Source organism: Gelidibacter sp., assembly GCF_039916245.1.
GTDB lineage: Bacteria > Bacteroidota > Bacteroidia > Flavobacteriales > Flavobacteriaceae > Gelidibacter.
The window spans coordinates 1-22,768 of record NZ_JBDSLS010000001.1 but is presented as its reverse complement, the minus strand read 5'-3'; the positions used below and the strand labels follow the sequence as shown (position 1 = coordinate 22,768).

Annotated in this window: 17 protein-coding genes; 7 read left to right on the top strand and 10 right to left on the bottom strand. The window is 38.2% G+C overall.

What is annotated here, in order from left to right; all coding sequences use genetic code 11:
- Positions 1-164: 164 nt before the first annotated feature.
- The 10 genes from ABIQ28_RS00085 to panC form a co-directional block, all read right to left on the bottom strand.
- Complete coding sequence (locus ABIQ28_RS00085) at positions 165-548, bottom strand: TraR/DksA C4-type zinc finger protein (RefSeq protein WP_348034708.1); 384 nt, start codon at positions 546-548, stop codon at positions 165-167.
- Between the two features lie 4 nt (positions 549-552).
- The gene (ileS, locus tag ABIQ28_RS00080) at positions 553-4,026 is read right to left on the bottom strand and encodes an isoleucine--tRNA ligase (protein WP_348034707.1); all 3,474 of its coding nucleotides are present in this window, start codon (positions 4,024-4,026) and stop codon (positions 553-555) included.
- A 152-nt stretch (positions 4,027-4,178) separates the two neighbouring features.
- Positions 4,179-4,643: a hypothetical protein gene (locus tag ABIQ28_RS00075; protein WP_348034706.1), complete on the bottom strand. Its 465-nt coding sequence runs from the start codon at positions 4,641-4,643 to the stop codon at positions 4,179-4,181.
- Between the two features lie 312 nt (positions 4,644-4,955).
- Entirely contained in the window at positions 4,956-5,189 is a 234-nt protein-coding gene (locus tag ABIQ28_RS00070; protein ID WP_348034705.1) for a hypothetical protein, read from the bottom strand.
- Between the two features lie 45 nt (positions 5,190-5,234).
- Positions 5,235-6,593 (bottom strand): DNA repair protein RadA, encoded by a 1,359-nt coding sequence (radA, locus tag ABIQ28_RS00065; RefSeq protein WP_348034704.1) that lies wholly within the window; start codon positions 6,591-6,593, stop codon positions 5,235-5,237.
- 72 nt (positions 6,594-6,665) lie between these two features.
- Entirely contained in the window at positions 6,666-7,838 is a 1,173-nt protein-coding gene (locus ABIQ28_RS00060) for an alpha/beta hydrolase-fold protein (protein WP_348034703.1), read from the bottom strand.
- An 86-nt stretch (positions 7,839-7,924) separates the two neighbouring features.
- Positions 7,925-9,064 (bottom strand): alpha/beta hydrolase-fold protein, encoded by a 1,140-nt coding sequence (locus ABIQ28_RS00055; RefSeq protein WP_348034702.1) that lies wholly within the window; start codon positions 9,062-9,064, stop codon positions 7,925-7,927.
- Positions 9,065-9,148: 84 nt separating this feature from the next.
- Positions 9,149-10,120: a lysylphosphatidylglycerol synthase transmembrane domain-containing protein gene (locus tag ABIQ28_RS00050; RefSeq protein WP_348034701.1), complete on the bottom strand. Its 972-nt coding sequence runs from the start codon at positions 10,118-10,120 to the stop codon at positions 9,149-9,151.
- A 2-nt stretch (positions 10,121-10,122) separates the two neighbouring features.
- Complete coding sequence (gene panD / locus ABIQ28_RS00045) at positions 10,123-10,473, bottom strand: aspartate 1-decarboxylase (protein WP_348034700.1); 351 nt, start codon at positions 10,471-10,473, stop codon at positions 10,123-10,125.
- A gap of 13 nt (positions 10,474-10,486) precedes the next feature.
- Positions 10,487-11,335, bottom strand: coding sequence for a pantoate--beta-alanine ligase (gene panC / locus ABIQ28_RS00040; RefSeq protein WP_348034699.1), 849 nt, complete (start codon positions 11,333-11,335; stop codon positions 10,487-10,489).
- 108 nt (positions 11,336-11,443) lie between these two features.
- Here panC and ABIQ28_RS00035 point away from each other — a divergent pair, with 108 nt between their 5' ends.
- The 7 genes from ABIQ28_RS00035 (at position 11,444) to ABIQ28_RS00005 (ending at position 22,473) form a co-directional block, all read left to right on the top strand.
- Positions 11,444-12,253 carry a glycogen/starch synthase gene (locus ABIQ28_RS00035; RefSeq protein WP_348034698.1) on the top strand — a complete coding sequence of 270 codons (810 nt, stop codon included), beginning with the start codon at positions 11,444-11,446 and terminating at the stop codon, positions 12,251-12,253.
- A gap of 50 nt (positions 12,254-12,303) precedes the next feature.
- Entirely contained in the window at positions 12,304-13,929 is a 1,626-nt protein-coding gene (locus tag ABIQ28_RS00030; protein ID WP_348034697.1) for a DUF4270 domain-containing protein, read from the top strand.
- Between the two features lie 5 nt (positions 13,930-13,934).
- A complete protein-coding gene (glmS, locus tag ABIQ28_RS00025; RefSeq protein ID WP_348034696.1) occupies positions 13,935-15,782 on the top strand; it encodes a glutamine--fructose-6-phosphate transaminase (isomerizing) in 1,848 nt (615 codons plus the stop codon).
- A 216-nt stretch (positions 15,783-15,998) separates the two neighbouring features.
- Complete coding sequence (locus tag ABIQ28_RS00020; protein ID WP_348034695.1) at positions 15,999-18,782, top strand: TonB-dependent receptor; 2,784 nt, start codon at positions 15,999-16,001, stop codon at positions 18,780-18,782.
- A 13-nt stretch (positions 18,783-18,795) separates the two neighbouring features.
- Positions 18,796-20,424, top strand: a complete 1,629-nt coding sequence (locus ABIQ28_RS00015; protein ID WP_348034694.1) for a G-D-S-L family lipolytic protein — start codon at positions 18,796-18,798, stop codon at positions 20,422-20,424.
- A 190-nt stretch (positions 20,425-20,614) separates the two neighbouring features.
- Positions 20,615-22,123, top strand: coding sequence for a F0F1 ATP synthase subunit beta (gene atpD / locus ABIQ28_RS00010; RefSeq protein ID WP_348034693.1), 1,509 nt, complete (start codon positions 20,615-20,617; stop codon positions 22,121-22,123).
- A gap of 74 nt (positions 22,124-22,197) precedes the next feature.
- The gene (locus ABIQ28_RS00005) at positions 22,198-22,473 is read left to right on the top strand and encodes a F0F1 ATP synthase subunit epsilon (RefSeq protein WP_348034692.1); all 276 of its coding nucleotides are present in this window, start codon (positions 22,198-22,200) and stop codon (positions 22,471-22,473) included.
- Positions 22,474-22,768: the final 295 nt, after the last annotated feature.

The following is a 22,768-nucleotide window of genomic DNA, read 5'->3' as shown; positions in this document are numbered from 1 at the left end:
ATGACAATCTAATTTTAAGTAAAAATAAGATTACGATAGAAAACCTAGCTTCTATATTGACATGCGATAAACAAAAAAACACTTCTAAAGTTGAAGTGTTTTTTATGTAATTGCAATATAAAATTATATTCACGAGATCAGCTACGCTGAATCTTCGATTTATTTTATTGTTGCATGTTTTTAGCTTCAATACTCAAAGTCGCATGAGGCACGAGTTTTAAGCGCTCTTTGCCAATCAATTTACCGGTCACTCTACAAACCCCAAAAGTTTTGTTTTCAATGCGTATCAACGCGTTTTTAAGATCTCGAATAAATTTTTCCTGACGGATGGCCAATTGCGAGTTCGCTTCTTTACTCATCGTTTCACTGCCTTCTTCAAAAGCCTTAAAAGTAGGAGATGTATCATCAGTACCGTTATTAAGGTCATTCATATAAGCACTTTTGATAAGGTCTAAATCATGAATTGCTTTTCTAATTTTTTCCTGAATGATTTCTTTAAACTCGGCTAAATCTTTGTCTGGATATCGAATGTTTGTGTCTTGGTTCATAATTTTAAAATTTTTGAATAAACAGCTTGGTATTTACATCGTCGAATGCAATCTCTATACCATCATTTAAGTGTTCTAAAATCTTCAACTCTTCGGTTAAGGTCTCGGTTTTTATGTAATCTAAGTTCTTGTTTATTGCGTTAATAATTTGTTCATCTTTTTGGAAGTGAACCACAATCCTATCAGTAAGCTCATAACCGGAATCCTTTCTTAAATTTTGAATGCGGTTTACCAATTCTCTTGCAATCCCTTCACTTTTCAATTCTTCAGTAATCGTCACGTCCAAAGCTACCGTTAGCGCTCCTGAACTTGCCACGAGCCAGCCTTCAATGTCTTGAGAGGTAATCTCTACATCTGAAAGTTCCAAAGTAATACTTTTTCCATTAACTTCCACATCTAAAGTGCCGTTTTGTTCAATTTGCTTGATATCTTTTGCTTCAAAGTTACCAATCAACTGCGCCACTGCTTTCATGTCTTGACCAAAGCGTGGTCCAAGCACTTTAAAGTTAGGTTTTATTTGTTTTACCAAAATATCGGAAGCATCTTCCAATACCTCTATTTGCTTGACGTTAACCTCAGATTTTATTAAATCTGCCACCGCCATGATCTCGTTTTTTTGCTCTTCACTAAAAACAGGAATCATGATTTTTTGTAGAGGCTGACGCACTTTAATTTTCTCTTTTGCTCTTAACGACAACACTAAAGATGAGATGGTTTGAGCAGCTTCCATTTTGCGCTCCAATTCCTTATCAATAATGCTTTCGTCAAAAACAGGGAAATTAGATAAATGCACACTTTCAAAAGGTTCCTTCTTGGTAACGGCATTCAAATCCAAATAGAGTTTATCCATATAAAAAGGGGCAATTGGCGCGCCCAATTTGGCAATGGTCAACATACAGGTGTACAAGGTTTGATAGGCCGAAATTTTATCTTGCTGATAATCGCCTTTCCAGAAACGTCTTCTACTCAAACGCACATACCAGTTACTTAAATGATCCTGGGTGAAATCAGATATGGCACGCGCCGCTTTGGTTGGCTCATAATCGGCATAATACTCATCTACCTTTTGAATCAAGGTATGCAATTCAGATAAAATCCAACGGTCGATTTCTGGACGATTTTCCAAAGGTATTTCAGCTTCAGAATAATTGAAGTTATCTAAATTGGTGTATAAAGTAAAGAACGAATAGGTATTGTAAAGCGTTCCGAAAAACTTCCGTTTCACTTCTTCAACGCCTTCCAAGTCAAACTTTAGGTTATCCCAAGGATTAGCGTTAGAAATCATATACCAACGCGTTGCATCAGCGCCATAAGTGTCCAATGTTGTAAACGGATCCACAGCATTCCCCCAACGTTTGGACATTTTCTGTCCGTTTTTATCGAGAACTAAGCCATTTGAAACGACATTTTTATAAGCTACCGAATCAAAAACCATAGTGGCAATAGCATGCAAGGTATAAAACCATCCACGCGTTTGATCCACACCTTCAGCGATGAAATCAGCCGGGAAAGCTTTGTGCTCATCAATTAATTCCTTGTTTTCAAAAGGATAATGCCATTGTGCATAAGGCATCGCTCCAGAATCGAACCAAACGTCGATCAAATCCGTTTCACGTGCCATTGGTTTTCCTGATGGAGATACCAATACAATCTCATCCACAATATTCTTGTGTAAATCTATTTTAGCATAATTTTCTTCGGAATTGTTACCGATTTCGAACTCGGCGAAAATATCCGCAGGCATAAATCCTTGTGCTACGGATTTCTGCATTTCCGCTTTTAACTCCTCAACAGATCCAATACAGATTTCTTCCTTACCATCTTCAGTTCTCCAAATTGGCAATGGAATTCCCCAATAACGGGAACGCGATAAATTCCAATCGTTCGCATTCGCCAACCAATTTCCAAAACGTCCTGTACCTGTTGATTTTGGTTTCCAATTGATGGTTTCATTCAATTCGAACATTCTGTCTTTGACATCCGTAACTTTGATAAACCATGAATCCAAAGGATAATACAAGATAGGTTTATCCGTACGCCAGCAATTTGGATAGCTGTGCTTATATTTTTCGACCTTAAAGGCCTTGTTTTCATTCTTTAATTTGAGGGCCAAACGTTCGTCAACGCTTAAATATTCTTTAAGATTGGCAATCACAGATTTCAAACTCTCCTTTTGCTTTTCGTATTCTGCAACGAGCTCGTCATCTGCTAAATATTCCGATTTTACATATTCGCCTGCAAAACCATAAAAATCATCTTTGACCTCTTTTCTAAAACGTCCTTGCAAATTGACCAATGGCACCAAATTTCCGTTTTCGTCTTTGACCAATAGCGGTGGCACTTCTGGAACAGCTTGTTTAGCTACCAAGGCATCATCCGCTCCAAAAGTTGGCGCTGTATGGACAATTCCGGTTCCATCTTCAGTGGTTACGAAATCGCCAGAAATAACTCTAAAGGCGTTTTCGGGATGGTCGTTTGGAAGTGCATACGGCAATAATTGCTCATAAGTAATCCCAACTAAATTGATGCCTTTGAATTCTTTGACAATGAAATAAGGAATCTTCTTATCCCCAGCAGTATATTCTAATAATTCTGGTTTGGTTTCAACCCTTTTGAATTTTCCATCAAATTGATTGTTAACCAAGGGTTTTGCTAGAATAACATTGAGAGGTTCAAACGTGTACTGATTATATGTTTCTACCAATACATAATCGATTTTTGGACCAACGGTCAGCGCGGTGTTACTCGGCAAAGTCCATGGAGTTGTCGTCCAAGCCAAAAAGTAAATATCGCCTTCATTTTGTAAAAAATCAGGAAGCGAATCTGCATTGGCTTTAAATTGCGCAACCACCGTCGTATCCGTCACATCCTGATAAGTGCCAGGCTGGTTAAGCTCATGAGAACTTAATCCTGTACCGGCTTTTGGAGAATAGGGCTGAATGGTATAACCTTTATAAAGCAACTTCTTGTTATAGATTTCCTTTAACAACCACCAAACACTCTCCATATATTTTGGCTCATAGGTAATATATGGATCGTCCATATCTACCCAATAACCCATTTTTTGAGTCAGCTCATTCCAGGCATCAGTGTAGCGCATGACTGCTTTTCGGCAGGCCGCGTTATAATCTTCCACTGAAATGGTTTTCCCGATATCCTCTTTGGTAATACCAAGTTCCTTTTCTACACCCAATTCAATTGGCAACCCGTGGGTATCCCAACCAGCTTTGCGTTTTACCTGAAAGCCTTTCATGGTTTTGTAACGTGGGAAAATATCTTTTATGGCACGCGCTAAAACGTGGTGCACTCCTGGTAATCCGTTTGCAGAAGGTGGCCCTTCAAAAAACACAAACGGCGTGCTGCCTTCTCTTGTTGTTACGCTTTTATCAAAAATGTCATTTTCCTTCCAATAATTGCGGATTTCTTCTGCAACTTTCGGTAAGTCAAGTCCTTTATATTCAGTGAATTTACTGCTCATTATTTCCTTAATTCTAATCGAAGTGCGAAATTAATGATTTTTAGTAAATTAGAAGGCCAAAATTAAGTAAAATGAGGGCTTGTGAGAGCTATGTTAAAAACTCAAATACCGACGGATGATTTGTTGGTGGAAAACACCGACAAAGCTAAAAGCTAATGGTCCTTTTGAAAGGCCTTTTGGAAACGTTTTGCTTTTTCCAATAGCACTTTTTGTGTGGCATCATCCATCTTGGATTCAGAAATGACTTTGCTTTTCTGAATATACATTTTGTTGGGCGTTTCACTTAAATTGGTGTCGATCAACACCAAATTACCATCTTTGAAATAATAGGTCTCTGAAATGGTTTTATCGGTCATTTCCACATTTTTTATCTTAATGAGCTCGTTGGTTTTCTCATCAAAATAAACACTGTACTTGAATTTTCCGATATCTTTAAAACCTTCGGCGTCGGTTAGGGCGCCTTCGACCATTTCTTCTTTTAAATTGGAATTCTTATCCACCTGGGAAATATAGGTATTCGTTTCTTTAGTAATAATCGCGATGGATTTACTAGGTTTTGGACCGCAGGAAACGAATAGACTTAGGACAACTATGATTTGAAGGACTTTTGTTTTCATTTATGGATTATTGAGTAATTTTTTTAAAGTTTTTGGGTTCATGCGATTATTGAAGAAACTAAAAAGATTTTTTGGCTATGAGGATTCATTTTAAAGTAAAGTGAAACGTTTTTATGAATAATTGCTTTTCTAATTTCCAACTCAGCATTTATAGTAGGAAAATCGACTTGATTACGCTTTATTTTATTCAAAAAAGCATTTGTTAAATCATGAAACTCTTTGACTTCCTTAAAAGTCCATTTCGATTTCAGATTTTCTATGGTTTCGAAATATGTTATCTTAGCAAATTTTGTCCAAACAATTTCCATAGTACTACAAACCGTAAGTTCTACTTACTTCTTCCATGACTTGCTCATGATAAAATGTATTACCGTTTTCTAAGTCTTTCAAACCCGCTTTTATAAAGATTTTTTCATCCTCTGATATTTCATCAGACCATGAATCATCATTTTCATTTTTGACTTCTATAATCTTAGAAATAATTCGTTCATCTTTGAGTCCGATTAACCATTCCAAGAGTTTATATTTTTCCAATTGAATATCCATAGTTGTTAAATTTTAATATTAAAGATAACGATTAACTTCAACATGCTAAACCAAAAAACTGACCAAATCCTCAATTTTAGAAATCAATTGGATTTTGATAATGGTGTTTTTGAGTGCTATTTTATTGTATTTGGATACGAAAATGGTTGAAAAGCCTAGTTTTTCAGCTTCTAAAATACGTTGTTCCACCCGTTGCACAGGACGGATTTCTCCAGAAAGACCAACCTCGGCGGCAAAACAATAATCTTTAGGAATGGCTACATCTTCATTGGAGGACAACACCGACGCCACCACCGCTAAATCAATCGCAGGATCATCGACTGAAATTCCGCCGGTAATGTTCAAAAACACGTCCTTGGCACCCAATCTAAATCCGGCACGCTTTTCTAAAACGGCCAACAGCATGTTCAAACGCTTGGCATTAAATCCGGTGGCCGAGCGTTGCGGCGTTCCATAAACTGCCGTACTTACCAAAGCTTGCACTTCAATCATTAAAGGACGCATTCCTTCTAAGGTCGATGCTACGGCATTACCAGAAAGTTCTTCGTCTTTTTTGGAAATCAAAATTTCGGAGGGATTGGAAACTTCACGCAAGCCTGAGCCCTGCATTTCGTAAATACCCAATTCATTGGTAGAACCAAAGCGGTTTTTATGTGCTCTTAAAATTCGGAAGACATGATTGCGATCGCCTTCAAATTGCAATACGGTATCCACCATATGCTCCAATATTTTTGGACCGGCGATATTCCCATCTTTAGTGATATGGCCGATTAAAATAACTGGGGTTGCGGTTTCTTTCGCGAATTTGATCAGCTCGGTCGTGCATTCCTTGATTTGTGAAATGCTTCCTGAGGACGATTCGATATAATCGCTATGTAAGGTTTGAATGGAATCAATAACGACGATATCGGGCTCCAAAGCCTCAATTTGCTTGAAGATGTTCTGAGTCTTTGTTTCGGTTAGGATATAACAATTCGCGCTGCGCGGATTGATACGCTCGGCGCGCATTTTGATTTGCTGCTGACTTTCTTCACCAGAAACGTAAAGTGTTTTATAAGGCAGTTTTAATGAAATTTGAAGCAGAAGCGTACTCTTGCCGATACCGGGCTCACCGCCCAGTAAAATCAAGGAGCCTGGAACGATACCACCACCAAGAACGCGATTGAACTCTTCATCTTCGGTATTCATCCGCGCTTCTTGCGAAACGTCAATTTCATTAATACGCAAAGGTTTTGAAGCACGCTTTACCGTGGAAGTTGGCGTTTTCCAACTCGACTTCTCTTCCTTTTGGATAACTTCCTCAACAATGGAATTCCATTCTTTACAGGCCGTACATTGTCCTTGCCATTTAGAATATTGACTGCCACAGTTTTGACAGAAAAAAGTTGTTTTTAATTTAGCCATCCTTCAAAGTTTAAGCTAAAATAAAACTAATTCCGGTAAGAGTTCTTATTAAAAATCTTAATTGATCCTTTGTTAATCATCAATATCACTTTCATTATCATCTACGGCGATTGTAGTCAGTCCTTCAACTTTTAAAAGAATCAAATCTTTGTTGATATGCGGTGTAGATTCTAAATCCAATGCAGATTCATAGAGTTTTTTGGCACGCTTGGTTTTCCCTATTCTTTCAGCATGCAGCGCCATATAATAGGTACCATAAGAGGTCGTAGGATCTTGTTTGTTGGCCAGTTTCCCTATTTTTTCAAGAGAAGCGACATCACCGCGTTGCTCGGCAGCTTTGATAATTTTTTCAAATTCATCTTCAGAAATCGGCTTGTTGATGCCAAATAAATCGTCAATCTTTTTGTAACGCTTAGTAATATAAGTATCTAAAGTGCCGTCGTAGGTAAGAATGTCGTTTTTAAACTCTCTATCGCTAATAGGTTTATACAACTCAAATATTTTATCCAAGGCTTGAGATAAAGCACCAGTCACTAGCGTATAATGAGAATCTCCTTTAAAGTCATCAAAATAGTACTTCAAGGCTTTGTTATTTAATTGTCCTAATTTTTCGTTGGCCTCAAGAATACCAGTTCGAAGTGGTGCAAGGTCATCCTCACTCGTTGCCATATAATAAAAAACATCTTCTTTTAACCATTTCAATCGTTGAGCGATATTATCATCCATTTTCCCTATAAAATCTGGACTTAAATTAACATAGGCCTTAAACAACGGATCATCTTTCAATAAGAAAGAGTTCATGAAATTCGCCATAAGGTCATGGCCAACAGCAACTTTAAACTTACTCGTTTTATATTTGCGATCAATATGGGGGATTAATTCGGTGCTGATAAACTCATAAAATCGTGCTCCAAATTCAATAGGCACGCCTGAAATCTCATCATGATAGCTGTCGTAAAACCGATCTTTACCTTGAATAACACCTACAACAATGGCTTCTGGCATTTTATCAAAGTACGTTTGAAACGCAACCTGCCCAACAACAGGCTCAAACAAATAGTCGGCATCAAAAACCAAAATAACGGGATACTTTAAATTGGAATCCGCATCGTAGTCCTTAGGAAGCCTAATTTTCAATTCTCTGGTGGAATTTAACTTTCGGGACTCGAACTGTTCATAAATTGTTTGTGCGTTTATCGAAATACTGCACAGCAAGATGAATATAAAAAACAGGGCCTTTTTCATCGCTAAGTAGGTTTAAGTTTGGTCGGGTAAATATATACAAATTATAGTTAATCTGTATAAATTATTCGATGAAATGCAGTATTTGGCTATTTTTGATGTTTTAATTTGTAAATTTTATCTAACAACATCTCCTTGTCAATAAAATCTGAAGCCTTTAAAAGCAAGCCAGATTGGTAGCTGTGCAACGCCTTTTTGACATTATTTTCGTTTTCCCAATACATTCCTGTATAGTAGGCACTTATCATGGATTCTGGATATTCTTTTTGCGCCAATTTCGACAAATCTCTCAGTGCGTCGCGATCATCTTTTTTCATCCCAGCAGCCGCGACAGCTCTGATATCATTTTCGACCACCTTTTTCTCAAATCCGTAGAAAAACTTAATGTCGGCATACTTCTTTTGAAGATATTTAAAAGGACCTTCCGCATAGGTCAAAACCTGATCCGTATATTCCTTTTTGTTGATGGGTTTGTACAAAGAAAATATTTCATTTAAAGCCTTCGGAATGCCTAAACCCACCAATGAGTAATGGTCAGCATCCGTAAAATCATCAAATCTATAATGCATTTTGGAATTGCTTATAATGCCCAATCGTGCGTTATGGTCAACAATTTTTCCTTTTAAACTGTCAATATCATTATCTGCCGTGGCCATATAATAGAAGGTATCTGTTTTTAAGCCTGTAACCCGATCTAGAACCCTTCCCGACATTTCGGGAGCCAAATCTGGGCTCAGCAAAATGAACGCCCTAAAGATGGGATTATCCTTAAACAAATAATAGTTAATGAAATTGGCACTCAAATCGTGTCCAGCAACAATTCTAAATTGGGAAACATTGTATTTACTTTCAATAAAAGGAATCAATTCCATCCCAATAAACTCAAAAAAGGAAGCACCTTCATGAGCAGGAAAAAAGATTTCCTTGTCGTAAAACAGGTCTTTTTCGCGACTTTTACCTTGATTAATACCCACTACAACACATTGCGGCATTTCCCCCCAATAAGCCTGATAATCAATATTGCCAGCAAATGGTTCAAATAAATAATCCCCATCTAAAACAATGACCAAAGGATATTGAAACTTATCTTCGGAATTATAATTTCTCGGCAACTGGATCTTTAGGTCTCTCGTTTCTCCTAATTTTAATGATTCAATAGGCTGGTAGATCACCTGTGCATCCATGAAGATACTGAAGAGAAACAATAGAAATAGGGTAATCTTTTGCATGTGGTAGGAAAATTAATATTAGCTACGGCAAGGTAAAAAATTATTCGGTTTTTTCACCGGCCTTATTAAATGATTAAAAAAGCATCATGCTTTAATTACTGTCTTTGTTTTGCTATTATAGATAGGTAAAAACAAGAACGAAAGACTTCCCATAATAATAATCATTAAGGTTTGGGAAGACCAAATAATCCATCCAAAAGCGATACTTGGATTTTCTGGAATAGCAAAAAGAGAAAAAGCCGCACCAATGGCCAATGGATATACAAAAATACCCCCATTAGTAGCCGCAACGGTAAAGCTTCCTGCAATAAATGCGATTAACAAGGCACCAATGGAAACCCCGTTTAAATCATCGACCGCCAACGAGGTTACATAAAACATCAGGACATACATCAGCCAAATAAACAAGGTATGAAAAATGAAGGCCCATTTCTGCTCCATCTTAAAGATACTCAAAATCCCCTCCAATAATCCACGAACAAAATCCCTCACTTTCAAAGCAATCTTAGATTGACTTTTTTTAAGGAACAAAAATATGACAATGCAAAAAACAAGACCTAATACCCCTAAAAGCATCAGCTTTTTTGGCTGAAAGGATTTCTCCAAAAGGTCAAAAATAAAATCAAATTGGATTAAAAGCGTCACCGCAACAATACTCAGCAGTAGGACTAAGTCAGCCATCCGTTCGGCAATTATAGTACCAAATGACTTTTGAAAGGGCACGCCCTGATAATTTGTGAGAACCGCTGCGCGTAATACTTCTCCAGATCTTGGAATGCCAAAATTGGCCAAATAGCCAATAAAAACGGCCATGACACTATTGGGAAACCTCCAAGAATACCCCATAGGTACAATCAGATATTTCCATCGATAGGCCCTTGACAAATTACTTAACAATCCAAAAAGCATTCCTAGGGCAATCCAACCGTAGTTTGCCGTTTTAAAATAAGGAATGATTTCATCAATGGGTAATTTTGAAAAGGTGTACCATCCAAAAAAAGCAGCCAATAAAACCGGCAGGGCAATCCGTAGTGTTTTTTTAGTCTTTGGGTTCAATACTACTTGAGTAAGTTGGTCGCTTCATCAGGAAAAACCAAAGAAGGTTTAAATGTCCTGGCCTCTTCCAGATCCATAAACGCATAGGTGATTAAAATAAGCGTATCGCCAACGGCCACTTTTCTTGCTGCAGCACCGTTAAGGGTTATTTCGCCAGAATTTCTAGGACCAGGAATCACATAAGTATCCAACCGTTCGCCATTGTCATTATTGACAATTTGAACTTTTTCGCCTTGAATCATATTGGCGGCATCCATTAAATCTTCGTCAATGGTAATACTTCCAATATAATGAAGTTCAGCTCCCGTACATTTGACACGGTGTATTTTCGATTTTACAACTTGTATTTGCATATGGCAAAGGTAATTAATTTAGCGCTATATTATCAATAAGTCTGATGTCTCCAACAAACACGGCAATAAACGCTCGGTATGATTTTAATTTTGATTTTCTTTTCACGGATTCCAAGGTAGCTTCATCAGCAATGGTAAAATATTCCAAGGCAAACAAATCCTGCTTACCAAACTGTTTGACAACCCATTCCGTGACTTCATGAGCACTTTCTGTACCAAAACGCTCTTTGGCAGTTTTTAATATTTTATATATAAAAGGCACGGCTTCCCTCTGACTTTCCGTTAAACGTTCGTTTCTGGAACTCATCGCGAGCCCGTCGTCAGCCCTGAAAATCTCACAGCCAATAATTTTTACCGGCAAATGATACTTTTCTACCATCTTTTCGATGATTCGTAATTGCTGAAAATCCTTCTTTCCAAAGTAAGCCACATCGGGCTTTACGATTTCGAAAAGTCGTTTCACAATGGTTCCGACCCCATCAAAATGACCTTTACGAAACTTCCCTTCCATTTGATGTTCCAAACCATCGAAATCAAAATTTTCGGAAGCTATGTCATCGCCATAGATATCATCGGGTGATGGGGCATAAACGATGATATCATTGGAAAGTTTTTTCAATAATTCCAAATCGTTCTCCAAGCTTCTCGGATATTTCTCAAGATCGGAGACGTTGTCAAACTGGGTCGGATTGACAAAGATACTGACCACCATTTTCGTGTTTTCCAGCAAACCTTGCTTAATTAATGACAAATGTCCCGCATGCAAAGCACCCATAGTGGGCACAAAACCAAGACTTTGATTTTGGCCGCTCAGACCGTCTAGAGCCTGTCTTAACTCTTCTTTTTTATGGCAGATTATCATCCTATAACAAAAAATTAACTCGGTGCAAACTTAAGATTTTACCAACAATCTGCATAAAATTTCGTACTTTTGCGTGTTTTAATTTTTAATTTTTTAAATACGTAATTTATGAAAGATAAGAGAATATTGTATGTGTCTTCCGAGGTTGTACCTTATTTGCCTGAAACTGAAATTTCTTCAATGTCATTTGAAGCACCAAGAATGGTAAATAAACAAGGTGGACAAATACGAATATTCATGCCAAGATATGGAAACATAAATGAACGTAGACATCAACTGCATGAAGTAATAAGACTTTCAGGCATCAACCTAGTCATCAATGACCTGGACATGCCTTTAGTGATCAAAGTAGCCTCAATCCCTAAGGAAAGAATTCAGGTTTATTTTATTGACAACGAAGAATATTTTAAAAGAAAAGCAACGTTAACGGATGAAGATGGAAATCTTTATCCAGACAACGATGAGCGTGCCATATTTTTTGCCAAAGGCGTTATTGAAACCGTAAAAAAACTAAATTGGGCACCAGATGTCATTCATGTTAACGGATGGTTGGCCTCGTTGCTCCCTATCTACCTCAAAGAGTATTACAAAAACGAACCTTTATTCGCTGAAAGTAAAATTGTGACCTCTGTATACAATCAAAGCTTTGATGGAACGTTAGACATGAATATGATCAACAAAGTGAAATTTGACAACATTGATGAAGCCGCTATTAAGGTACTAGAAACCCCTAATTACATTAACATCATGAAGGTCGCAATTGACTATTCAGACGCCATCATAAAAGGTTCAGCTGAACTCCCTAAAGAACTGGAAGACTATATTGAAGCTTCCAAAAAGCCTTTTCTGGAGTATTTTTCGCCAGAAGATTTTGCCGAACCCTATTCTGAATTCTATAACAACACCATACTGAACTAAAAACCAACTAAACCTGTGTTATTTCCTTTTAAACCCATCTAAAGATCATAATGAGAAACAAAAAACCCGCCTTGAAAAACCTATTTGTTCTAGTTATATTAACGACTGCGTTCGTTGCATGTGACAAAGATTTTATATCTCTTGACTCAGATATTTCTGGAGAAAATAATTTTGGTGTTTCTGATAACAAGTATGAGGTCATCGCCTATACCAAAAAACTTGGCCCAGTTCAAACGAATGGGTTGCCTTCCAATTTATTTGGTGTTTATAAAGACCTGGTTTATGGTAATACTACAGCAAATTTAGTAACCCAATTGTCACCAACCGTAATGGATCCAAAATTTCCTGCGGAAACAACATTGGACTCTGTAGTCGTGACTATTCCTTATTTCAGCACCTCTAAAGGCATTGAAAAAGGTGTAACAACTTATAAGTTAGACTCGATTTTCGGAAATGGCCCTATCAACTTCAAACTTTATGAGAACACCTATTTTCTGAGAAGCTTTGATCCAAGCTCAGGATTTGACACGCCTCAAAAGTATTATTCAGACCGTTCTTTATCGGCTTCAAGTCAAATTCCCTTGGCTTCATTGCGCGGCACAGAATTACTTAATGTTACCAAATTTAATCCAAGCAACAAAGAGATCAAACTTAAACACGGAGCAGATAGTACACTGTTAGCGCCTGCTATGCGATATAAAATGGATCCTAGTTTCTGGAACAATAAAATCATTAGTAAAGGAGGTAGCGCAGAACTGAGCAATACAAACAACTTTCAGAATTACTTCAGAGGCATTTATTTTGAAGCTGAGGCTATCGGTAACGATGGCAACATGATGCTCCTTGATTTAGGATCGACCAATGCAAATATCACCTTGTATTACAGTTCACCTTCAACTGGGACTGACGACGAACGTGTCAAAGGCACATATCGCTTGAATTTTTCAAATAATAAAATCAACTTTTTTGACAATGATTTTACGCTAGCAATTCCGGAAGGCAATCCAATTACAGGCGATGAAAAATTGTACCTTAAAGGTGGACAAGGCGCCATGGCAGTCATTAATCTCTTTGGAGGCACTGACGTTGACAATGATGAAGGCACCCTTACTGAATTTGAAAAATTCAAAAATGATTTTGTGGTAACAGAAAACGGCAAATTCAAAAAAGCCAAAAGATTGATCAATGAAGCCAACTTGGTTTTTTGGGTAGATCAAGCGTTTACACAAGGTCAGGAACCGGATAGAATCTACATTTATGATACAAAAAACAAAATTCCTCTAGCCGATTATAATTTCGATTCTGCAGATATGGTTGACGCCAATAATTCTAGAATCAATCATCTTGGTAAATTACAAAGGGAAACTGATGTCAAGGATTCGGAAGGCGTGAAGTACAAAATCAAAATTACTGAACATATCAAGAATCTTTTATTAAGAGACTCCTCAAACGTAAGCCTGGGCTTAACAGTTTCGTTAAACGTCAATACAGAAGTCACTAATGAGGGCAAACCAAGAGCACAAAAATCCATTCTATCCTCCAACAACAGTCCAGTTAAATCATTACCTGTTAGCGACATACCATCTCCAAAAGGAACAGTTTTATATGGTAATAAGGTAAATGATGAGAATAAAAAATTATATTTGGAGATATTTTATACTGAACCAAACAACTAAATATTATGTGTGGAATTGTTGGATACATAGGTCATAGAGAGGCTTACCCGATTGTTTTAAAAGGATTACAACGCCTAGAATACCGTGGCTATGACAGCGCCGGTATTGCCTTGTATGATGGCAAGGACCTCAATATGTGCAAAACAAAAGGCAAGGTTGCCGATTTGCAAGAGCGTTTAGAAAAAGAAATGTCAACTAGCGGAAATCTGGGGATCGGACACACCCGTTGGGCCACACATGGTGTTCCCAATGATGTGAATTCCCACCCACATTTTTCCAATTCTGGTAATTTGGCCATCATTCATAATGGGATCATTGAAAATTATGACGCCTTAAAAAAAGAATTGAGTACGCGCGGCTATACGTTTCAATCAGATACAGATACGGAAGTATTGATCAATCTGATTGAAGATGTCATGATCAATGAAAAAATACAACTAGGAAAAGCAGTTCAAATAGCCCTCAACCAAGTTGTTGGCGCTTATGCGATCGCTGTGTTTGATAAAACCAAACCCAATGAAATTGTTGTAGCCAAATTAGGTAGTCCGTTGGCTATTGGGATTGGCGAAGGCGAGTTTTTTATTGCCAGTGATGCTTCTCCATTCATTGAATATACTGAAAACGCCATCTATCTGGAAGATGAAGAAATGGCCATTATCAGATTGGATAAAGATATTAAAATCAGAAAAATCCAAGATGACTCTTTAGTTAATCCTTACATTCAAAAATTACAGCTCAATTTAGAACAGATCGAAAAAGGTGGCTATGAGCACTTTATGTTAAAGGAAATTTACGAACAACCTTTAGCGATAAAAGATACCTATAGGGGCCGATTGTTAGTGAATGAAGGCATCATAAAAATGGCAGGTGTTGAAGATAACATGAAGCGTTTTCTTAATGCCGACCGTATTATCATTGTGGCCTGCGGCACTTCATGGCATGCTGGATTAGTAGCCGAGTACATTTTTGAAGACCTGGCCAGAATCCCAGTGGAAGTAGAGTATGCTTCAGAATTTAGATATCGAAACCCAGTCATTACCGAAAAAGATGTGGTGATCTCCATTTCACAATCAGGTGAAACTGCCGATACTTTAGCCGCTATTAAATTAGCAAAATCGAAAGGTGCTTTTGTATTTGGAGTCTGTAATGTCGTCGGTTCATCTATCGCAAGAGAAACCCAAGCGGGCGCATACACACATGCGGGCCCAGAAATTGGGGTGGCTTCTACTAAAGCATTTACCACTCAAATTACAGTCTTAACCTTAATCGCATTGCGTTTGGCAAGAGCCAAAGGCACCATGTCAAGTACGGACTATCGCAGACAGTTACAAGAATTGGAGCTTATCCCAGAAAAAGTGAAAATTGCTTTAAAAGCAGATAAACATATACAAGAAATAGCTCGAACTTATAAAGATTCACCTAATATGCTTTATTTAGGTAGAGGCTATAACTTCCCTGTAGCTTTAGAAGGTGCTTTAAAACTTAAGGAAATCTCGTACATTCACGCCGAAGGCTATCCTGCTGCCGAAATGAAACATGGCCCTATTGCGCTTATCGATGAAAACATGCCAGTCATAATTGTGGCGACTAAAAAAGGACATTACGATAAAATAGTAAGTAACATTCAAGAGATTAAAGCGCGAAAAGGAAAAATTATCGCCATTGTAACCGAAGGTGACGAACACGTGAGAGAGCTTGCCGATTACGTAATTGAAGTTCCTGAAACCTTGGAGAATCTATCCCCTTTATTGACGACCATTCCGTTGCAATTATTATCTTATCATATTGCAGTAATGCTAGGAAAAAACGTGGATCAACCACGAAATCTTGCGAAGTCAGTAACTGTAGAATAACCATCATTTCAGAATTATTGTTCTGAAATGATTGAGTATAACAAAAGGCTAAAAACTATTTAATTATAGTTTTTAGCCTTTTTAATTTAATAAATCCTATAAATAACTGCCGATTATTTATCAAATAATACTATGCACGCATAATTTTGTATAAAAATAATTCAAAGTATCATTTTATTATTTATATTGGTATCCACAATCAACTAACTCCCTAAAATGAAAACAATTCTTAAGATTATGATGCTGCTAAGTGTTGCTCTAACTTATGCGCAAACAACAGTAAAAGGACACGTAACAGATGCCACTGGCCAACCGTTACCAGGAGCCAATGTGATTATTGTAGGCACATCAACTGGGACGGTAACCGACTTTGACGGAAACTATATTTTAAACGCTTCTCAAAAACCACCATTTTCTATTCAAGTAAGTAGTGTTGGTTTTGAAACTATAACTAAGCAAGTGACCGCAACAACTCAAACCCTTGATTTCAAACTGAACGAAGGTACGTCTCTGGATGAAGTAGTTATTTCTGCCTCAAGAACGCCAGAACGTGTGTTCGAATCGCCAGTAACTGTTGAAAGGTTTGGTCTCAAAGAAATCAATAACACGGCTTCCGCCGGTTTTTACGACGGATTGGAAAATTTAAAAGGTGTTGATGTCAACATGAACAGTTTAACCTTCAAATCGATTAACACCAGAGGCTTTGCCACCTTTGCCAACACGCGTTTTATGCAATTGGTAGATGGTATGGACAACGCAGCACCAGCTTTAAACTTCCCAATTGGCAACTTAGTAGGGATGAACGAAACGGACGTCCTAAGTGTTGAAATCCTTCCGGGTGCAGCTTCTGCATTATACGGTGCGAATGCCTTTAACGGTATTCTTTTTATGCGCAGTAAAAACCCTTTCGACTTTCAAGGTATTAGTGGTTACCACAAACAGGGGTTCACATCCCAAGATGCTGCTGGAGATAACACCTACCGAGATTCTGGACTAAGAATGGCTTATAAATTCAGCGATTACTTCGCAGCCAAAGTTAACTTCGGCTGGTTAAAAGGAACCGACTGGACCGCTAACAACTACCGTGGAAAACCTGGAACTGGAGCTACTCGAGCAAGTTTAGATTATGATGGCTATAATATCTATGGTGATGAAGTGTCAACTAATATTAACGGTGTTGCACAAACATTAGAAAAAATGGGCCTTATTCCAGCCGGTGCTAGTGCAATAGTTCCTTCTGTTGTTGTGAGCAGAACAGGTTATGAAGAGCGCGATTTAACAAATTATAACGCAGAAAGCATTAAGGCAGACTGGGGACTTTACTTACGCCCATGGGCCAATGATTTCGAAATCCAATACGTTGGTAAAATAGGTACAGGTAGTACCATTTACCAAGGTACCAACCGCTATAACATCAATGGTTTTACCCAACAACAACATAAAATCGAATTAAAAAACAACAACTTCTTTTTAAGAGGATACGTTGTAGCAGATAAAGCTGGAGATTCTTACGACATGGTCTTTACGGGAATTAACGTGAACAGAACATGGAAGCCAGACGCCACATGGTTTGGAGAGTATGCAGGCACTTATTTACAGTCCACTTTGGGCGGGGCTACAGATGCTCAAGCTCATGCCTTAGCAAGACAAACTGCAGAGACGGGACGTTTGATACCAGGTACTCCAGAATTTAAATCGGCTTTTAATACGGTAATTGGCAATCCTGATTTAGCACAAGGATCTCAATTTAGAGATGCCTCTAAATATTATCATGCGGATGCCAATTACAATTTTTCACACTTATGGAATGTTATTGACATTCAAGTTGGTGGATCTTACAGACAATACAATTTAAATTCATTCGGAACTATTTATACTGACTTTGATGGTCCGATCGATTATTCTGAATATGGCGCATATACCCAATTACAAAAGGAATTAAGTCTTGGTGGCGATATGAAAGTAAAATTAACAGGATCCTTACGCTATGACAAATCTGAGTTTTTTGAAGGGTTTTTGTCTCCAAGACTTTCTGCAGGTTGGACCGTAAATCAAAGCCATAACATCAGAGCTTCAGTACAAACAGGATTTAGAAATCCAACCACTCAAGATTTATTCATTGGCTTAGACGCTGGTAGAGCAATTTTAGTTGGATCTGCACCTTCTAACCTGGATCGCTATGTTAGAACTTATGCCATCAGTACTGCTGGTCAAATAGGATTCGGACAACCTGCAACCATCACCCAAACTGGTGGAGCTGGGTATACCAATTCCTATTTGGCATCTTCAGTTCAAGCTTTTGCAGCCACAGGTAATCCAGCACTTTTAGAAGTTGGAAATCCGGATCTTGTTCAACCTGAAAAAATTACTTCAGCAGAAATCGGATATCGCGGAAAGGTCAATAAAGTTGTTTTTGACATGAGTGTTTACTATAACAAATACAAAGATTTTATCTCTAGTGAAGTTGTTATTGCACCTTTCTACGGCACCGCTGGAGACGGTGGATTATCAATCATGGCTATTGCAAATGGTGACTATAAAGCCTATTCACTCTATACTAATTCCCAAGCAGACGTTAACTCATACGGTGGCTCAATAGGCTTAGAAACTAAAGTTTTTGGAAACTTTGATTTAGGAGGAAGCTATACCTACACGAAACAAGATTTCGATCAAGCAGCATTTCCTGATTTCAAAACAAGTTTCAACACTCCGTTACATAAAGCAAAAGTTAACTTTGGCAACACTGATTTGTTTAAGAATTTCGGATTTAACGCTGCATGGAGATGGAGTGACAAATACTTCTGGCAAGCTACATTTGGAGATGGCCATATCCCTGCTTACCACACGCTTGATGCCCAGTTAAATTTGACAGTGCCTTCTTTGAAATCTATCTTTAAGGTAGGCGCGACCAATGTTCTTGGTGAAGAGTACTTTACAGCGATTGGTACAGGTTCTATTGGTTCTATGTACTATGTATCTTGGACTATTAACAACTTCTAAAACAAAAAATAAAATGAAAAATATAAAATATTTACTGCTGTCCGCTCTTTTAGTTGTTTTTACAGCGTGTAGTGACGATGAGTATGATCACACCCCAGATGCCGAAGCATTACCAGAGCTAACCGCTGGTTCAGCAAATTTTTCAAAATATGTTGCTGTAGGAGCTTCTTTTACCGCAGGTTATGCTGACGGAGCCGTATTCATTGCAAGTCAAACCAATTCCTTTCCAAATATTTTAAACCAACAGTTCACTACTGTTGGTGGGGGCTCTTTTACCCAACCTTTAAAGAAAGATAATATTGGTGGATTACTTTTTAGCGGCAACGTAATTGCTAATCCACGATTATTTTTCAATGGTACTGGACCGCAACTGTTAGCGGCAACGCCAACAACAGAAGTCTCAAATATACTCACTGGACCATTTAATAACCTGGGAGTTCCTGGTGCGAAAAGCTTTCATTTTGTAGCTCCTGGCTATGGAAATGTGGCTGGAGTTCCAGTTGGAAAAGCAAATCCATATTTTGCTAGAATGGCGTCCAGCGCAAATACAACAATTATTGCGGATGCGCTTGCACAAAACCCTACATTTTTTACACTTTCTGAAGTTGGAGGAAATGATGTTTTAGCTTATGCGACTTCTGGTGGAACCGGAGTTTATCAAGTAGGTAATATGGATCCGGCCACCTACGGTGGAAACGATATCACTGATCCCACTGTGTTTGCAGCTGCATTTCAAGCGTCAGTTGGCGCATTGACTTCTAAGGGAGCAAAAGGTGTGGTTACTAATGTACCTTATATTACAAACTTACCACATTTCACAACGGTACCATATAATCCACTTAGCCCAGCTAATCCATCCTTCGGACCACAAATCCCGATGTTGAACACTATTTTTGGCGCTTTAAATCAAATATTTGAGGCCATCGATCCATCTAGAGTTATTGTTTTCTCGCAAACTGCAGCAAGTGCCGTGGTTATTTATGACGAAGATTTAATTAACATCGCCCCTCAAATTGCTGGTGCTTTAAATGCAAGTCCAACCTTTCCAGCTTTTGTTGCACAATTCGGTTTACCTGCTCAAGCAGCACCTATAGTTGCAGGCCTATTGGCCAATACTTACGGACAAGCGAGACAGGCCACAAAAAATGACTTATTGGTTTTACCAAGTAGCACCGTTATTGGCACTGTTAATATGAGCTCAGTAAAGTCATTGATGGGACAAGGACTATCTCAAGAATTGGCAGGTCAATTTTCAGTAGAAGGTGTTACATTGCCTTTAGCAGACAAATGGGTGTTAACGCCTCAAGAACAATTGAATGTAAAAACTGCTACAGACTTGTACAATCAATCCATTGCAGCGGTAGCCAACCAATATGATTTAGCGATTGTAGATTTTAAGTCTATTTTGCAAACGGCTTCCACTACGGGATATACCGATGGTAAATTTAAATTTACCACAAAATTAGTTACAGGTGGTCTTGTAAGTTTAGATGGCATCCATTTAACATCAAGAGGCTATGCAGTCATGGCAAACGCATTTTTAAAAGCTATTGATGCCAAGTATGGATCCAATTTTGTAGCCGCTGGCGTTAAGGCAGATGTAGGAAATTATCCAACAAACTACAGCGCAACATTTAGATAAAAAAAACTTAAATTTCGATAATAAAACACCTTTCCAAAGAAGGTGTTTTTTTATGCTTAAAAAAGGCTTAAAAGGGTTTCCCTTTTTAATTAAAAACATATATCTTTGCAGCGCGAAAAATAACAGACTCAACATGTTTGCGTAAAGATGTTTTCGTATATTATTCAATTCAACATTAAACATATAAGTAATGTCAAAAGTTACAGGTAAAGTTGCACAAATCGTTGGTCCAGTTATCGACGTAGCGTTTGAAGCGGGTTCAGAGCTTCCAAAAATCTATGATTCTTTAGAAATTAAAAGACCTGACGGTTCTTTATTGGTACTAGAAGTTCAATCTCATATTGGTGAAGATACTGTTCGTACCATTGCTATGGATTCTTCTGACGGATTGAGCCGAGGCACTGAAGTTGTGGCTACTGGCGCTCCAATTCAAATGCCAATTGGCGATGATGTTTACGGTCGTTTGTTTAATGTTATTGGTGATGCTATCGACGGATTGGGTGATTTACCTAAAGCAGGTAACGCTGGTTTACCGATCCACAGACAGGCACCTAAATTTGAAGATCTTTCAACTTCTACAGAAGTTTTATTCACGGGTATCAAAGTTATCGATTTGATTGAGCCTTATGCAAAAGGTGGTAAAATTGGTTTGTTTGGTGGTGCTGGTGTTGGTAAAACGGTATTGATCCAGGAGTTGATTAACAATATTGCAAAAGGTCACGGTGGACTTTCAGTATTTGCTGGAGTTGGAGAAAGAACTCGTGAAGGAAATGACCTTTTGAGAGAGATGCTCGAGTCAGGCATTATTAGATATGGTGACGACTTCATGCAGTCCATGGAAGAAGGCGGATGGGATTTATCTAAAGTAGATAAATCGGTGATGAAAGAGTCTAAAGCAACTTTCGTTTTTGGACAAATGAACGAACCTCCTGGAGCTCGTGCTCGTGTGGCTTTATCAGGACTGACTATTGCTGAGTATTTCCGTGATGGTGCTGGTGAAGGACAAGGAAAAGACGTATTATTTTTCGTTGATAATATCTTCCGTTTTACACAAGCGGGTTCTGAAGTATCGGCATTATTAGGTCGTATGCCATCTGCGGTAGGTTACCAACCAACATTGGCAACTGAAATGGGTGCCATGCAAGAGCGTATTACATCCACAAAAAGAGGTTCAATTACATCGGTACAAGCGGTATATGTACCTGCGGATGACTTAACAGACCCTGCTCCTGCTACAACGTTTGCCCACTTAGATGCTACAACTGTATTATCTCGTAAAATTGCTGAGTTAGGAATTTACCCTGCTGTGGATCCATTGGATTCTACATCACGTATCCTAACTGCTGAAATTTTAGGAAACGAACATTACGACTGTGCACAACGCGTAAAAGAGTTATTGCAACGCTATAAAGAATTACAGGATATTATTGCTATTCTTGGGATGGAAGAACTATCTGAAGAAGATAAAATGGCTGTAGGACGTGCAAGACGTGTTCAACGTTTCTTGTCACAACCGTTCCACGTTGCTGAGCAATTTACAGGGATCCCTGGAGTATTGGTTGATATTAAAGAAACGATCAAAGGTTTCAACATGATTATGGATGGTGAATTAGATCACTTACCGGAATCTGCTTTCAACCTTAAAGGAACCATTGACGAGGCGATCGAATCTGGTGAGAAAATGCTTGCTGAAGCCTAAATAAGTAGGCAGTCATCAGTCTTCAGTCCTTAGTGACTGCCGACTGAAGACTGCGGACTGCAAACTATAAAAATATGTATTTAGAAATTGTATCCCCAGAAGCTTCACTTGTTAGCGGTAATGTTGAAAGCGTTACAGTTCCAGGTGTTGAGGGTGAATTCCAAATGTTAAACGGTCACGCGGCCATTGTTTCGCTTCTTGGAAAAGGAAAAGTAAAATTCAAAGGCAGTGCAACTATTGCAGAAAGCCACGCGGATAACTTTACTCAAGAAAACGGAAGTTGGGTGATGCAAATCAACAGCGGTACCGTTGAAATGAAAGACAATAAAGTGATTGTATTGGTTGACTAATCAAGACGATCTTATTACAAATAAAAAAATCACGCCCAAAAGCGTGATTTTTTTGCTTTTATACCATGAATCTCTGCTTAAACCGTCTTCGTATATGAATGATTTTGAAACATTATAGGATAGTAATTCTTAATTTATATTCTTAGATAGGTTTGTAAAAAAACATTATTCGGACTTACTGTCGACTATTTTATCAGTGTATTGGACTTCAGGAACACTTCTTAATACTTTGTACTGAATACTTAGTACTGAGAAATCTCCTCTCCTCATCTATACTTTCGAGTTTAACCAACCT

What these genes read in the sequence shown, in the direction of transcription:
- atpD (WP_348034693.1), top strand. Translation starts at nt 20,615, where the DNA reads ATGTCAAAAGTTACAGGTAAAGTTGCACAAATCGTTGGTCCAGTTATC.
- ABIQ28_RS00085 (WP_348034708.1), bottom strand. Translation starts at nt 548, where the DNA reads ATGAACCAAGACACAAACATTCGATATCCAGACAAAGATTTAGCCGAG.
- ABIQ28_RS00020 (WP_348034695.1), top strand. Translation starts at nt 15,999, where the DNA reads ATGAAAACAATTCTTAAGATTATGATGCTGCTAAGTGTTGCTCTAACT.
- ileS (WP_348034707.1), bottom strand. Translation starts at nt 4,026, where the DNA reads ATGAGCAGTAAATTCACTGAATATAAAGGACTTGACTTACCGAAAGTT.
- ABIQ28_RS00060 (WP_348034703.1), bottom strand. Translation starts at nt 7,838, where the DNA reads ATGAAAAAGGCCCTGTTTTTTATATTCATCTTGCTGTGCAGTATTTCG.
- ABIQ28_RS00030 (WP_348034697.1), top strand. Translation starts at nt 12,304, where the DNA reads ATGAGAAACAAAAAACCCGCCTTGAAAAACCTATTTGTTCTAGTTATA.
- panC (WP_348034699.1), bottom strand. Translation starts at nt 11,335, where the DNA reads ATGATAATCTGCCATAAAAAAGAAGAGTTAAGACAGGCTCTAGACGGT.
- ABIQ28_RS00035 (WP_348034698.1), top strand. Translation starts at nt 11,444, where the DNA reads ATGAAAGATAAGAGAATATTGTATGTGTCTTCCGAGGTTGTACCTTAT.
- radA (WP_348034704.1), bottom strand. Translation starts at nt 6,593, where the DNA reads ATGGCTAAATTAAAAACAACTTTTTTCTGTCAAAACTGTGGCAGTCAA.
- ABIQ28_RS00055 (WP_348034702.1), bottom strand. Translation starts at nt 9,064, where the DNA reads ATGCAAAAGATTACCCTATTTCTATTGTTTCTCTTCAGTATCTTCATG.
- glmS (WP_348034696.1), top strand. Translation starts at nt 13,935, where the DNA reads ATGTGTGGAATTGTTGGATACATAGGTCATAGAGAGGCTTACCCGATT.
- ABIQ28_RS00015 (WP_348034694.1), top strand. Translation starts at nt 18,796, where the DNA reads ATGAAAAATATAAAATATTTACTGCTGTCCGCTCTTTTAGTTGTTTTT.
- ABIQ28_RS00075 (WP_348034706.1), bottom strand. Translation starts at nt 4,643, where the DNA reads ATGAAAACAAAAGTCCTTCAAATCATAGTTGTCCTAAGTCTATTCGTT.
- panD (WP_348034700.1), bottom strand. Translation starts at nt 10,473, where the DNA reads ATGCAAATACAAGTTGTAAAATCGAAAATACACCGTGTCAAATGTACG.
- ABIQ28_RS00005 (WP_348034692.1), top strand. Translation starts at nt 22,198, where the DNA reads ATGTATTTAGAAATTGTATCCCCAGAAGCTTCACTTGTTAGCGGTAAT.
- ABIQ28_RS00070 (WP_348034705.1), bottom strand. Translation starts at nt 5,189, where the DNA reads ATGGATATTCAATTGGAAAAATATAAACTCTTGGAATGGTTAATCGGA.